At 56.5% G+C, this 13,542-nt stretch carries 13 protein-coding genes and 1 pseudogene; 3 read left to right on the forward strand and 11 right to left on the reverse strand.

The features are described from left to right. The first annotated feature begins 196 nt into the window (after positions 1 to 196). A complete protein-coding gene (locus ERE07_RS16480) occupies positions 197 to 799 on the forward strand; it encodes a TetR/AcrR family transcriptional regulator (protein ID WP_130010130.1) in 603 nt (200 codons plus the stop codon). Between the two features lie 15 nt (positions 800 to 814). Here ERE07_RS16480 and ERE07_RS16485 read toward each other — a convergent pair whose 3' ends face one another. The 11 genes from ERE07_RS16485 to ERE07_RS16535 all read right to left on the reverse strand — a co-directional run bounded on the left by ERE07_RS16485 (position 815) and on the right by ERE07_RS16535 (position 11,929). Continuing rightward, the gene (locus tag ERE07_RS16485) at positions 815 to 1,609 is read right to left on the reverse strand and encodes an IclR family transcriptional regulator (RefSeq protein ID WP_130010131.1); all 795 of its coding nucleotides are present in this window, start codon (positions 1,607 to 1,609) and stop codon (positions 815 to 817) included. Beyond that, positions 1,606 to 2,394, reverse strand: a complete 789-nt coding sequence (locus ERE07_RS16490; protein ID WP_130010132.1) for an IclR family transcriptional regulator — start codon at positions 2,392 to 2,394, stop codon at positions 1,606 to 1,608. Before ERE07_RS16490 ends, ERE07_RS16485 begins: the two co-directional genes overlap by 4 nt. A 62-nt stretch (positions 2,395 to 2,456) precedes the next feature. After that, positions 2,457 to 4,403 (reverse strand): AMP-binding protein, encoded by a 1,947-nt coding sequence (locus ERE07_RS16495; RefSeq protein ID WP_130010133.1) that lies wholly within the window; start codon positions 4,401 to 4,403, stop codon positions 2,457 to 2,459. Between the two features lie 41 nt (positions 4,404 to 4,444). Continuing rightward, positions 4,445 to 5,167, reverse strand: a complete 723-nt coding sequence (locus ERE07_RS16500) for an ABC transporter ATP-binding protein (protein WP_130010134.1) — start codon at positions 5,165 to 5,167, stop codon at positions 4,445 to 4,447. Further along, on the reverse strand, positions 5,157 to 5,906 hold the full coding sequence (locus ERE07_RS16505) for an ABC transporter ATP-binding protein (RefSeq protein ID WP_130010135.1): 750 nt from the start codon (positions 5,904 to 5,906) through the stop codon (positions 5,157 to 5,159). The genes ERE07_RS16500 and ERE07_RS16505 overlap by 11 nt, the downstream gene beginning before the upstream one ends. Beyond that, complete coding sequence (locus ERE07_RS16510) at positions 5,903 to 6,847, reverse strand: branched-chain amino acid ABC transporter permease (protein WP_130010136.1); 945 nt, start codon at positions 6,845 to 6,847, stop codon at positions 5,903 to 5,905. Before ERE07_RS16510 ends, ERE07_RS16505 begins: the two co-directional genes overlap by 4 nt. Further along, the gene (locus ERE07_RS16515) at positions 6,840 to 7,715 is read right to left on the reverse strand and encodes a branched-chain amino acid ABC transporter permease (RefSeq protein WP_130010137.1); all 876 of its coding nucleotides are present in this window, start codon (positions 7,713 to 7,715) and stop codon (positions 6,840 to 6,842) included. Before ERE07_RS16515 ends, ERE07_RS16510 begins: the two co-directional genes overlap by 8 nt. A gap of 37 nt (positions 7,716 to 7,752) precedes the next feature. Continuing rightward, positions 7,753 to 8,937: an ABC transporter substrate-binding protein gene (locus tag ERE07_RS16520; RefSeq protein WP_130010138.1), complete on the reverse strand. Its 1,185-nt coding sequence runs from the start codon at positions 8,935 to 8,937 to the stop codon at positions 7,753 to 7,755. 62 nt (positions 8,938 to 8,999) lie between these two features. Beyond that, positions 9,000 to 10,205 carry an acetyl-CoA C-acetyltransferase gene (locus ERE07_RS16525; RefSeq protein ID WP_130010139.1) on the reverse strand — a complete coding sequence of 402 codons (1,206 nt, stop codon included), beginning with the start codon at positions 10,203 to 10,205 and terminating at the stop codon, positions 9,000 to 9,002. A gap of 71 nt (positions 10,206 to 10,276) precedes the next feature. Next, on the reverse strand, positions 10,277 to 11,026 hold the full coding sequence (locus ERE07_RS16530) for an SDR family NAD(P)-dependent oxidoreductase (RefSeq protein ID WP_130010140.1): 750 nt from the start codon (positions 11,024 to 11,026) through the stop codon (positions 10,277 to 10,279). Positions 11,027 to 11,041: 15 nt separating this feature from the next. Next, positions 11,042 to 11,929 carry a MaoC/PaaZ C-terminal domain-containing protein gene (locus ERE07_RS16535; RefSeq protein WP_167670950.1) on the reverse strand — a complete coding sequence of 296 codons (888 nt, stop codon included), beginning with the start codon at positions 11,927 to 11,929 and terminating at the stop codon, positions 11,042 to 11,044. Positions 11,930 to 12,178: 249 nt separating this feature from the next. Between ERE07_RS16535 and ERE07_RS16540 the strand changes: the two genes are divergently transcribed. After that, positions 12,179 to 13,330: an acyl-CoA dehydrogenase family protein gene (locus ERE07_RS16540; protein ID WP_130010142.1), complete on the forward strand. Its 1,152-nt coding sequence runs from the start codon at positions 12,179 to 12,181 to the stop codon at positions 13,328 to 13,330. A gap of 79 nt (positions 13,331 to 13,409) precedes the next feature. Next, a pseudogene (locus ERE07_RS16545) lies at positions 13,410 to 13,542 on the forward strand (electron transfer flavoprotein subunit beta/FixA family protein); the annotation flags it as partial.

Genomic DNA, 13,542 nt, shown 5'->3' on the forward strand with positions numbered 1-13,542 from the left:
GGAACACCTGGCTGAACGGACAACGAAATTACTGCGTTAACCCCCTCAGGGAACACCTGCATCAGCCTATTTTAAGCTGGCGCTGATCTTGTCCCCTTGTTAATCTATTGCCTAACAATCAAGTGATAGCTAAACTAACTTATATTAGTTAGATTAGCGCCACCTACACTCCACCATCAGGCAAATAGCGCACACTATGAGCAAAAAGCAAATAGCCCCGCCACCGGACACTCGAGAAAAACTGTTGCAACTAGCAGCACGCTCATTCAGTACACAGGGATATAAAGCGACGACTATACGCGCCATTGCGGATCAAGTTGGCATTGAGCCGGCCAGCATCTACTATCACTTTGCGTCAAAAGAAGAACTCGTGGAAGCCGTCATGTCACATGGCGCAGAGAGCATTCTTCAGCATCAGCAAGAGCATCTTGACGCCCTGCCACCCAACGCGAGCGCAGAACAGCGGTTCCGCGCCGCGGTATTGGGCCAGATGCATGCGATTATCAAATATGGCGACTACGCCCTCGCTCACGGCCGCCTGTTGGCGCAACTACCTGATCAAGCTCGAGCGCGACAAATCGAGCGGCGCAAACAACACCAGCTGCTATGGAGTGCGTTGGTCGCAGATCTGAAGAAAGAAGGATTGCTTCGGCCCGATGTAGATTTAGCGCTATGCCGCGTGTTCATTCTGAGCTCAATCAATTCCATACAGACTTGGTTCAATCCGCGGAAAGGCTCACTCGATGCCGTGGCCGATCAATTATGCACGCTGTTTTTCGAAGGCGCAGGTAAAAAATAGGCTGATGCAGCACACTCACAGCTCACCATCAAAATCGGCCAGCAGGTTCTGGAATCGTTCGGCGGCCTTGAGCAGCACAGGGGCAATCAACTTGCTCTCCGCCGCAAGATCCGGCTGAATTCGCGCCCTACCGCAGCTCATGCTCATAACAATGTTTTTGCGGCCAACGACGACCGGCAGCGCGATGCCATAAGCGTCGCGCTGAAAACCAGCAAGCACAGAACATATTCCTGTCTGCTTCAGCTCGTTGAAACTAGCCTGGATGTCCTGCATCAGCGAGTCAGCCGAGGCCCCGGCATTGCGGCGCAACATTTCAAGCAGGTCTTCGCGCTCCTGTGCGGGCAGCCCCCACATATAGGCTCGGCCAATGGAGGTGGTGCCCAATGGCAGCAGCGAACCGACGCCCAGCCGCAGCGTTCCTACCTTGTGACTGGCCCGGTAGCCCACATAGAGCATCTCAAACCCATCGCGGATGCTCAAGGCTACCGAAACGTCAAGCTCGTCTGCGAGCTCCTGCAAAAAGGGATTAGCGATGTGCAGCAGTTCGCATCCAGCGATATAGGCATGCCCGATACCGGCGGGCGCCGGGCCCAATTCGAACTCCCGTCCGCCAGGAACATGGCGGATGAAACCCTGAGTAAGCAGTGTCGTGGTCAGCCGCGATATCGTCGACTTGGGCAATCCCGTTCGCCGCACAAGCTCCGCATTGGACAGGGGCGCGCGATCAGAGCGAAACGCGCGCAGCACCTGCATGCCACGCTGTACGGTCAAGACGTTTGCGCTGCCTGAATCCGCCCTATTCCCTGTCATGGAGACACCTTTTTGTGAATGGCCGATACCATCGCAAGCAGGTGCGGACCAATCTCGCGTTCGACTCTGGCCCGCGTCATCGTCTGGCTCGATCCTATACAGGTCAGCACTAACGGGGCATGTTCCTCCACCAACAATGGCGCTGCCACGATACCAATCTCTCTATCCCATTCTCCGAGCGAGGTGCAGAACCCGGCCCGACTTACTTGCTCAAGCCCTTCAAGCGCCCTGCGCCGCAATCGTGGCCAATCTCGAGGCATACGACGTTCGATGTTCTCCAGCAGATAATAACGCTCCAGCTCCGGCAAAGCCGCCAGCAGTGCCCACCCTGTCGGGGAAGACGCCACGCTCAGACGGACACCAACATGCAAGTTGAATGCAAGCGTCGATTCCACGCTTCTGTAATTCTCAAGCACGATCATGTCCAGCCGATCGCGAGAGCTCAGATTCACATGGACTTTGTGGCGCTCCGCAAAGGATTGCATGCACGCGTAAGCCACTTGCTGCACGGCGGAATTCGCAGTAGCGCCATACCCGAGCGTCAGCGCGGTCGGCATCAGTCGATATTTGCGACGCTCTGCATCATGGGCAAGGTAACCGAGCGTCACCAGGGTTTGAACAATGCGCGTTACTGTCGACGCAGGCAAGCTGGTTCGGGTGACCAAATCGCGATTTCCAAGCCACTTATCGCCAGGTGTGAACGCTGCCAATAATCCCAGCGCACGGGCGAACGGCACGACGACGTTTCGTGTCGATTCTGCTTTAGGCGACGTGCTTTGTGACATAGTCCACTCTACTGATGTGCCGACGTGTCTGCGCAGAGCACGGTCGTCGAACATGCTTTAGTTCAAGTCTGGCCGCCCACTGATCGAATTTCTTTGATAGAGGACGGGTTATCCAGTGACGACAGATCACCAGGCGGCAGACCACAGTATGCACTACGAATAACGCGCCGCATGATTTTGGAGCTGCGCGTCTTGGGCAACTGCGACACCATATGCACCGCACTGGGGCGAAAGGGTCGCCCCAGACGCTTGTCTACGTGTTGCATCACGTGGTCGGCTAAGTCCGTTGCGCTTTGTGTCAGGTCTGATACACCGACCACAAACACCACCAGTTTCTGCCCTTTTTGAGCATCGTCAACGCCAATGGCAGCGGCTTCGACAATCTCGGGCAATTCAAGAATAACCTCTTCAACCTCTGCCGGACCAAGGCGCTTTCCCGCCACCTTTAGCGTGTCGTCAGATCGGCCCATCATGAAGAAATTGCCGTCACGGCGACGCAAGGCAAGATCGCCGTGCATCCAGATACCAGGTATAGTGCGCCAATAGCTTTCTAGATAGCGCTCGTCGTCCTGCCAGAAGGAGCTCGTCATCCCGACGAAGGGTTCACGCACGGCGAGTTCACCGACCAGCCCAGTAATGGGCTTGCCCTGCGGATCCACCACGTCGATGGCCACGCCTGGCGAAGGCGTGTTGAATCCACCGGGAGGAATGGCGCGCATCACGACGCTGGACAGTAGTGCGCCCGAAACTTCCGTTCCACCGGTGTAGTTGATCACGGGTTGAGTGCCGCGCCCAAATGTGCGCTGAAACCATGCAAAATGCTCGGGATCTATGCCCTCTCCTGCAGTAATGAGCAGACGCACCGTTGAAACATCTCCCTTAAGCGCCAAAGCTTCATTGCTTGCAAGCCCCCGGATCAACGTTGGCGCGGACCCATAATGCGTAACCCTGTGCCGCTCGATCAAGCTTGACATACGCGACCAGTCTGGATAATCGGGTGCACCGTCGTAACATACCAAGGTAGCGCCCCGCAGCAGTGCGCTACTCAAGACCAGCGTACCTGCGATCCAGCCCATATCCGCCGGCCAGCAGAATACGTCTCCGCGATGAACGTCGAAATGCACAAGGGAATCATGCGCTATCTTCAAGGGAAAGCTGCCGTGCGTATGCACAACGCCTTTGGGTTTGCCGGTGGTTCCCGACGTATAAATAACCATGAATGGATCATTCGGATCCATAGAGACAGGAACCATGGGCTGAGCAGGCCCGGACGCCATCACCTGGTTCCAGTCGCGATCTCGCGGATCGGTCAGTGTTTCGCCTTCTTCGCACTTCCAGATAACATGCTTGAGCGCTGGCAACTGTTCCCATGCTTCGCGTAATGTCGCCTGGACGTTGATGCGCTTGTTGCGGCGACTGAACCCTGTCGAGGCAATCGTCCAACCGGCCTGCGCCGCGGATAAGCGTGCCACGATGGCATCTACGCCAAAGCCGCTGAACAGCGGCACTGCGATCGCGCCCATGGCGGCGATTGCGAGCAGCGAGACGGTAGCTTCCAGCCCATTTTCAATCAGCAAGCCTACACGATCGCCCCGGACTATCCCCAAAGCGTTCAGTGATGAGGCCAGCTTGCGCACCTGAGCCGACAATTCCGCGTAGCTGACCGTCGTTACGTGACCATCTTCGCGTTCGGCTACCACAGCACGCTGATCCCTGGTTTCGGGGCGTTCCCCCCAGGCCAGCACCGTATTCACCCAGTTCAGCTTCCCCCCGGGAAACCAACGCGGAAACTCCTTGCCGCGACTATCGTCAAGGTACCCGTGAGGCGCCTCGTCCCATACGATCTCGCATTCCTGCAGCACGACTTTCCAGTAGCGCTCGCATTCCTGTGTCGATATTGCGAGCAGTTCATCGTAGCGCTGTACGCCCAGCGATTTCATCAGGCGTGCAACGCCGGATTCCTGCCAATCATCGGGATTGGGTTCCCATGTGTTTGCAATCGCATTCATCTGTTATACCTTGAAGTTTATATTCTGCTTCGGCCTGCGGATCACAGGCCCATATATGCCTTGCGTACCTCATCATTGCTTGCGAGCTCCTTCGCCGGCGCGTGCGCCACGACGGCGCCACTCTCAAGCACATAAGCTATGTCGGCAACACCCAGTGCGATCTCTGCATTCTGCTCCACCAATAAGACGTCCACCCCATTTTTACAGACTTCCCGAACGACATTGGCGATCTGATCGACCACAGCAGGCGCCAGCCCGATGGTTGGTTCATCCAGCAGCAGTATTCTGGGCTTAGCCATCAGCGCCCGGGCCACCGCGACCATCTGCTGCTGACCGCCGCTGAGCGAGCCAGCCGGCACATCCAGTTTGGCTTTCAGATCTGGAAACAAGGTCAGGCAATACGCGACACCTTCCTCAATAACGGATTTTCCCTCACACAGATAGGCACCCATCTCCAGGTTCTCGCGCACCGACATCGCGCCGAACAGCCGACGGCCCTCGGGCACCAAAGCAAGGCCCTGCGCCACCAACTCATTAGGGGGCAACCCACCCACCGGCTTGCCGAACAGGCGTACCGAATCGCGCAGAGCGGGAAGCAATCCGCTAACACATTTCAAGACAGTGGACTTGCCGGCACCGTTTGCACCGATAAGGGTCACAACCTGTCCCCGCATGACTCGGATATTCACACCGTGCAGAGCGGGTACGGCGCCGTATGATGCATACAGGTCAACGATCTCAAGCGTTGCAGTGTCAGTGGACATTTGCGTTTCCCAGGTAAGCCGACAGAACCTGCTGATTCTTGCTTATTTCGGCGGGGGTTCCAGTTGCCAGAAGCTTGCCGTGATGAAGCACATAAAGACGATCGCAGGTCTGCATGACAGCTTTCATATTGTGCTCGACCAACAGAATGGACGACCCATAGTTGTCACGGATGTGCCTGAACATGGCGAGTACTGAAGCGACTTCAGTCTGATTCAGACCGGTAAGCGGCTCATCCAGACATAAGAGGCGGGGATGTGAAGCGAAGGCGATAGCGATACTGACCAGCCGCTGCATGCCATGAGGCAGGTTACCCGCTGTCTCTTGCAGCACTTGCTGCAATCCTACAAGCTCGGCCATTTCCTGAACGCGCAGCCTCCTGCTCGTTTGAGTGGCGCCAGGCATGCCGCCGATCGCACCGATCAGGATATTGTCTTCCACGGTCATGCTGCGCATCAGGCTTCCATGCTGAAAGGTTCGCACCAAGCCGAGACGGCTGATGGATTCGGGCTGCCGACCAGTAACGTCTTTGCCGTCTATAAACAGCCGCCCTCCGGTCGGCGGCAGGAACCCGCTGAGAAGATTGAAGGTCGTACTCTTGCCGGCGCCGTTCGGCCCGATCAGACCGACGATCTCCCTATCCCGGATCTCCATGCTCATGTCCGCAACCGCCAGCAATCCACCGAACTGTTTGGACAAGTGCTTTGCCACGAGCGGCGTGTTGGCTTCTATTTTCGTCATCGTGTTTCTCCGGCAGACATGGCGGCGGCCTTTCCGCGGCCTGTGCGGAGCCTCGAAACCAACCCCATCAAACCGTCGGGTATGAACAGCACGCTAATGAGGATCGCAGCACCGTAAAAAATATGCTCTGCTCCGCCAAATCCCTGAGCAACGCTTGCCAGCAGGACGAGCACAACAGCGCCTAGAACTGGGCCGCCAGGATGGCCCTCGCCGCCCACTTTCAAGTAGGCCAGCGCGAAGGTCGACAACAGAAAGCCAAAATCAAGCGGGCTAATCACGTTGTTGGAGAAAGCCTGCAACGCACCGGCAACACCTGTCATGAACGACGCAATGCTGAAGCAGAGCACCTTGATCAGATGCACTGGTATACCCACCGACCGTACGACATTGTCGTTGTCGCGAATCGCGTTAAAGATGCGCCCCAGGTACGATCGCTCTATCCATGCCAGAACAAAAACCATCAAACCCGCCATCAGGACAACAAAAGCGGGAAACCTTTCGTACAAGATCTCGGGCGGAAAAATTCCGACCATGCCGGAGTTTCCCCCAAGCCAATCGGAACGGGTATAGAGAATGCGCATGGCTTCCGTGAAGGCGAAGCCGATCAGCAGAAAATAGGGCCCTTTGACGCGAAGCGTAATGTAGCCAAAAACGATGCTTACAACCAGCGCCATGGCACCACTGGCAAGCAACGCGAGCCAAAACGGCAATTCCCAGATTGTCGTCATGACTCCCGCGGTATACGCCCCCAGGCCAAAAAAGGCGGCGACCGAAAAATTCAGCTCGCCGATAAGCAGGACAAATCGCAAGCTGCTCGCCAGTGCCGCGGCGATGGCAACCCAGATCAATAAATTACCCGCATAACCTGAAGTAAAGAATGTACTGGCCAATACGACAACCAGGAGGCTGAGTAGCCCATTACGCATGAATCGGTCAGTCATAGCCAAGTAGTCCTTTGGGTCGTACCAACAAGAATGCCATTACCAGAATGAAGATGGCCAGATTCGCCACCGAAGGATCAAAGTAGAAGCCAGCAAAGCTTTCAACAAAGGCGATGAACAGACTCCCCAGAATCGCCCCCGGGACACTGCCCATGCCCCCGATGACGACTGCGATGAACCCCTTGACCAGATATGAATCGCCCAATGTTGGCGTCACAGCGGAAACCGGCGCAATCAACGACCCCGCCACGGCGCCGACCGCTGTCGCGGCCAGAAAACCGAGAAACGCAATCCTGCGGTAGGGGATGCCTTGCAACATGGCCGCTTGATGATCAATCGATACCGCGCGCAGCGCCTTGCCAAACCGGGTGGAACCTAAAGCACGGGTGAAGAGTATGGTCAGGCCGACCGCCACTACGCACAACACGAGCCGCTGGCTGGCCATGCTGACACCCAGAAAATCAATATTCCCTTCCACCAGCGGCGGGACGGGCCGAACGCCGCCCCCAAACATCTTGAGCAGCACGCCTTCAATCACAAGAACCAGGCCGACCGACAGAATGAACGATCCAATCATGTCTCGCTCAACACGTTTGAACCCCAGCTCGTACACGATGGCGCCAAACACTGAGGTGAGTGTGACGCCAACAAGGCAAGCAATCGTATAGGCTGCCCATACGGGAAGACCATACGCGGCCAGCCATGGCACAGCGACAGAAGTGATCAATGCCGACAGGGTGAAAAACTGCCCGTGCGCAAAATTGACGATACGCAGCACGCCGAAAATCAGGGTCAGCCCTAAAGAGAACAAGATGTACACCGCGCCAATCTGAAGCGCGGTCAACGAAAGTTGAAGTAGATTATGCATATGACCTTCTGTCACGAAGCACTTAATTGCCGGTTAACTAAGGCTGACTTTCAGCGGAAAGACGGGTAATTTCAATCAGCTTTCCATCCCTCAACTGAGTGACAATCACGGGCAGCAACATCTGCTGGGGAGAGCCGTACACTTTCTCACCGCCAAAGCCGGATTCACCATAGAACGATTGGAACCGTACCGTTGGCAGCGCCTTGGCAACGTCCTTGGGATCAATACTTTGAGCTTTCTCCATTCCTGCCTTGAGCGCATAAACTGCGTCATAGGTGCCTATCTGCACGGCGTTGATGGAGTCGCCTGTGGCCTTGCGTACACCTGCATCCAAAGCACGCTGGTGGTCGTTTGAATTGGGCCCTTCCATACTGATCGCAGCGCCCAAATAGACACCTTCCACGGATTTGCCGCCAGTGGCAAGCAGGCCATCAGCTCCTGTGCCCACTTCCACGACCTTTACGCCATCCCACCCCATGCCAGCCAGTTCCTTGAATACCAACCCCGAATCAGCCGGCGGGGTCGAACACAGGTCGACCGCATCAGGCTTGAGCGCGCTGACCTTAGCCGCGACGGGCTGGAACTCGCTGTTGCCGCGCTCGTACCAATCGCTGGACACGACTTTCACTCCTGCGTCTTCCCACGCTTGTCGCGCGATTTTTTCCGCCTCTTGTCCCGTTGCATCGTTGGGATTGAGCAGCGCAACGGTTTTGATAGGGTACTTGCCGGCCACGTACTTCGTCATTGGGCCGGAAATTTCATTGGTCGTGCTCATCTGCGTAAACGTCAGCGGGAACTTTGGCCCTTTGATGCTCGCGCCCCAGGCGCTCGTAAACAGCAGCACACCTCTACGTTCGGTCAGCGATTGCAACGCGCGAACGGGTGCGGTCCCGATGCTGCCGGCAATGAACTTGATCCCATCCTTGCTGACCAACGCTTGGGCAACTTTGGCGCCATCGGCAGCGTTGTATTTATTGTCGTAGCTGACGCATTCGAAGTTATAGGTTTTATCCTTGACCTTCACCCCCCCGGCTTCCGCAATCTCGGCAGCCGCCTTTTTGCAAAGCCAGTCGGCGCCGATTCCCCAGGGTGCGCCGGCCCCTGAAAGCGGCAACGATAGTCCGAGTTTTATTTTTTCCTGCGCCATTGCAGACGTACTAACTAACGAACAGGCTGCCAGGATTGAAAGTGCGAGAAGGTAATGCTTATTGCGCTGAATCATGTTTGTCTCCTTGAATTGCTTTAATCGAATAGGCTACTACGGCAGAACGCTTCGGTCGGGTCTCAGGGTCGCTCGAAGATCGCAGCGATTCCCTGCCCCCCGCCGATGCACATGGTTTCGAGCCCATAGCGCGCTTCGCGACGTTTGAGCTCGTGCAGTAGTGTCGTCATGATGCGAACGCCCGTTGCGCCCACTGGATGCCCAAGCGATATTCCAGAACCATGGACATTGAGGCGGTCTTCCAACTCATCCATTGAGCTGCCCCAGCCCTTGACACACGCAAGCGCCTGACATGCAAACGCTTCATTGAGTTCGATCAGATCCATCTGGTCGAACTTCATTCCTGTACGGGCCAGCAGCTTCTGGACAGCCGGCACCGGGCCTATCCCCATGTGCGACGGTTCGCACCCCGCTGCCGCCCATCCGACCAACCACGCAGAGGGCTCCAGCCCAAGCTCATGCAACTTGTCTTCGGCAACGACCAGGCACGCTGACGCGGCGTCGTTTTGCTGACACGCGTTCGCCGCAGTCACTACTCCATCCCGCATGATTGACTTGAAGCCTGCAAAACCCTCAACAGTGGCGTCTGCGCGTACGCCCTCGTCCCGGTCCACAACAACGGGAACTCCTCGACGCTGGGGCACCTCGACGGCCACGACCTCTTCAGAGAACACACCGCCTTCCCAAGCCTGAGCAGCCCGCAAATGGCTGCGCACTGCAAACGCATCCGATGCCTCGCGGGTGATGCCGTAGTCTCGCGCCAGATTTTCCGCTGTTTCGATCATGCCGCTGATGTGGCCAAACCGGGACGTCGGCTGCGAACGCTCCCTGCCCCTGTCCAGCCGGTCATACAGATTTGCCGACCCAGCGCGCGTACCCCACCGCATTCCGGTGGTGTAGTACTCAACATTGCTCATGCTTTCGACCCCGCCAACCATGACAACATCGGCGGCGCCTGTCTGCACCATCATTGCAGCAGTGGCCACGGCCTGCAGTCCGCCGCCACAGCGTCGGTCAAGCTGCATACCGGGCACTTCTATCGGAAAGCCAGCCTGCAGTGCCACCCATCGGCCTGTGCAAGGCGTTTCGCCATTCATGTAGCTCTGCGCGAATATGACGTCGTCAATGCGTCCGGGATCCAGCCGCGCATGCTCAACCACCGCTCGCGCGACGATGGCCCCCAGTTCCTCGACAGGTATACTCTTCAACCCACCCCCAAACTTGCCTACCGGCGTTCTCAAGGGGGAAACTATAGCGGCTCGCTTCATCAGAACTTCCTTGGCGGCTCACACCGCCTTTATATGATCAGGTAATACTTAGTTATCTGGGCCTGTCCGGATCAGCCGTAACGGCCGCCAGTCACATGCAGTACTTCACCGCTAATGAACGCGGCACATTCGCTGGCGAGGAACGCCACAGCATTGGCTACATCATCCGGATGCCCAGCCCGCTTGACGGGTTGCGATTGAATGGCGCGCTCCTTGATGGTTTCGTAGGTGGGCAGCGCCTGCACCATTTCAGTATCCATGAAACCAGGCGCAACGCAATTGGCGGTGATGCCGTAACGGCCTTCCTCAAGGGACAACGCCTTGGCCATACCAATCAATCCTGCCTTAGCGGCCGAATAGTTTGTCTGCGTGGGGTTGCCGAAATGGGCACGTGAACTAATGTTGATGATGCGTCCCCAACCCTGCTTTATCATTCCTGGCATTACCGCGCGTGTAGCAAGAAACGCCCCTTTAAGCATGACGCTCATGACCTGGTCCCAATCGTCCTCGGACATCTTGACCAGATACTTGTCACGTGGAAAGCCGGCGTTATTCACAAGAATATGAACACTACCGAATGTGCTCGCCGTTTCGTCGACCAACCGCTGGACATCCTGCGCCTGCGTGATATCACCCACTACGCAGTGAGCACTCAAGCCTTCGTCCCGCAACGACGCTGCGACCGCCTGTGCCGAGTCTTCGACAATGTCTGTGATCACCACGCTTGCGCCTTCTCGCGCCAACCGACGGGCGGTCGCCGCGCCGAGGCCGCGCGCCGATCCGGTGACAATCGCTACTTTTCCTTCCAGTCCTAGATTCATGATTTTTTCCGTATGTCAGTATGGGCTGAGTTCGATATGACAATTATTGAGAACAACGGCCTGCCGTTCGAGCGCGATGGTTCGAAGCGAAATATGATTGCCATCCTTCCAGATTTCGGTGCGCAACGTGTCGCCCGGGTACACCACAGCCGTGAACCGAACGCGCATTCTTGTGATACGTGCTGCGTCATAGTCCAGCAACTGCCTGATCACTGCGTGCGCCGCGATCCCCATGGTGGCCATGCCATGCAGAATGGGCCGATCAAACCCTGCTGCGCTTGCAACCTGCGGATCAGCATGTAGCGGATTCAGATCCCCACTAAGGCGATAGACCAGCGCAGCTTGCGACAAGGTTGGCAGATCGCACACCGCATCAGGCGCACGCTCGGGGATAGGATGAGCGACGGGCGGCGCGCCCTCGCTGCCACCTGGCCCAAAATTGCCATCGCCACGCAGCAGGCTCAATTGGGTAACCGTAGCCAGTAAGCTGTTGTTCCCGGCATCCCGGATTTTCCGCTCCTGTTGCAGCAACGCTCCCTTTTTTTCGCCCCTATCCCACAGACCGGATACCCGATTCTGGCCAACGACCGAGCCACAAGCAGGTAGTGGTGCATGCAATATGATTTCCTGCTCGGCATGAACCAGGCGCTTCCAGTCTATGCCGGTGTCGGGATCGCGAGCCCAGAACCCTGGATATGCCAGAACATTCGCCATGGTCGGCATCGCGCTCAGTGACTGCCCGTCGATCCCTTCATAGACATACCGCAGTTGTCTCTGGTCGACAGGATCGGCCCCCAAGCCCAGCCCGAGCGCATACAGCGCCGTATCTCGCCGCGTGTAGCTGTGTTCGATCGCTGGAAACTGCCTCGACAACAATCGTTCAGGTTTGAGATGTGTGGCCATCAGATCAAATCGTTCCGAATAATGTTGGACGCATGATTTGCCATAGGAATGGAATCGGTCAATGATCCAAACGAAATAGTTCCGTACATTGGAATTACGATTGACCCCTACCATTTGGATACTGCTCTGCTTGCCCAGTCCGTACTGGCCTTTATAGCAATTCCAATGTACGGAACAATGAAAATTTCAATATTGACGGGCGACAAGCGCCGACGGCAGTATTGGCCATTAGCAATTCTGGCTGCCGTCATGATCCGAGACCAAGAAACCCTAAATATTCTTCTTAGCAACATCTCCCGCTTTGTGCGGGAACGGCTGATACCCAATGAAGAGATCGTCTCGGAAACCGATGAGATTCCTGCCGATATCGTTCAGGACATGAAAACGATGGGGCTCTTCGGCTTGACCATTCCCGAGGAGTACGGCGGCCTCCAACTGACCATGGAAGAAGAAGTACTGTCCATGCTGGAGCTTGGGCGCGCGTCGCCAGCCTTCAGATCGCTGCTGGGAACCACTGTGGGAATAGGCTCGCAAGGCATCCTGTTCGACGGCACCGAGCAGCAGAAAGAAGAGTATCTTCCACGCATGGCAACAGGTGAAGTGATCGCCTCATTTGCGCTGACCGAACCGGGCGCCGGCTCCGACGCTGCTTCCCTGAAGACCACGGCGATCCGAGATGGCGACCATTATTTCGTCAACGGCACAAAACGATTCATCACCAATGCGCCACAAGCGGGCATTTTTACTTTGATGGCGAGAACAGACCCCGCCAAGAAAGGCGCCTCGGGCATCTCTGCCTTCATCGTCGAAACGGATACCCCGGGCATTACATTGGGCAAGCGCGACAAGAAGATGGGGCAACGGGGCGCACATACTTGCGACGTCATCTTTGAGAACTGCCGGGTTCCCGCCAAGAACTTGATCGGTGGCGTAGAGGGGCGAGGTTTCAAGACCGCGATGAAGGTGCTGGACAAGGGCCGCATTCATATTGCATCCATTTGTGTGGCAGTTGCCGAGCGCATGCTGGACGACGCCTTGCGTTATGCCTCGGAGCGGCGCCAATTCGGTCAGGCCATTGGCGAGTTTCAACTTGTTCAGGCCATGCTGGCCGACAGCAAGTCGGAGATCTACGCCGCCCGCAGTATGGTGATCGACGCCGCGCGACGCCGAGATGACGGGTTGCCGGTCAGCACCGAAGCATCGTGCGCGAAATTGTTCGCATCGGAAATGTGCGGCAGGGTTGCCGACCGCGCCGTACAGATTTTTGGTGGCGCGGGATACATGAGCGAGTACGGAATTGAACGCTTTTACCGAGATGTTCGTTTGTTCCGCATCTACGAAGGAACCACGCAAGTCCAGCAACTGGTTATTGCGCGGAATATGTTGCGGGAACTTCAATAAGTACGAAGAGGATTACGGTTCCTTTTATTCCCAACCTGACACTTGAAAACGTTTACCCCATACGGGAGGACAACAACAGATGAAGATTCTAGTACCCGTCAAGCGCGTCGTAGACTACAACGTCAAAGTACGCGTGAAATCCGACCAAAGCGGCGTGGACATCGCCAATGTCAAAATGTCCATGAACCCCTTTGACGAAATTGCGGTGGAAG

Origin of the sequence: Allopusillimonas ginsengisoli (assembly GCF_004153455.1) — a bacterium.
Lineage (GTDB): Bacteria > Pseudomonadota > Gammaproteobacteria > Burkholderiales > Burkholderiaceae_B > Allopusillimonas > Allopusillimonas ginsengisoli.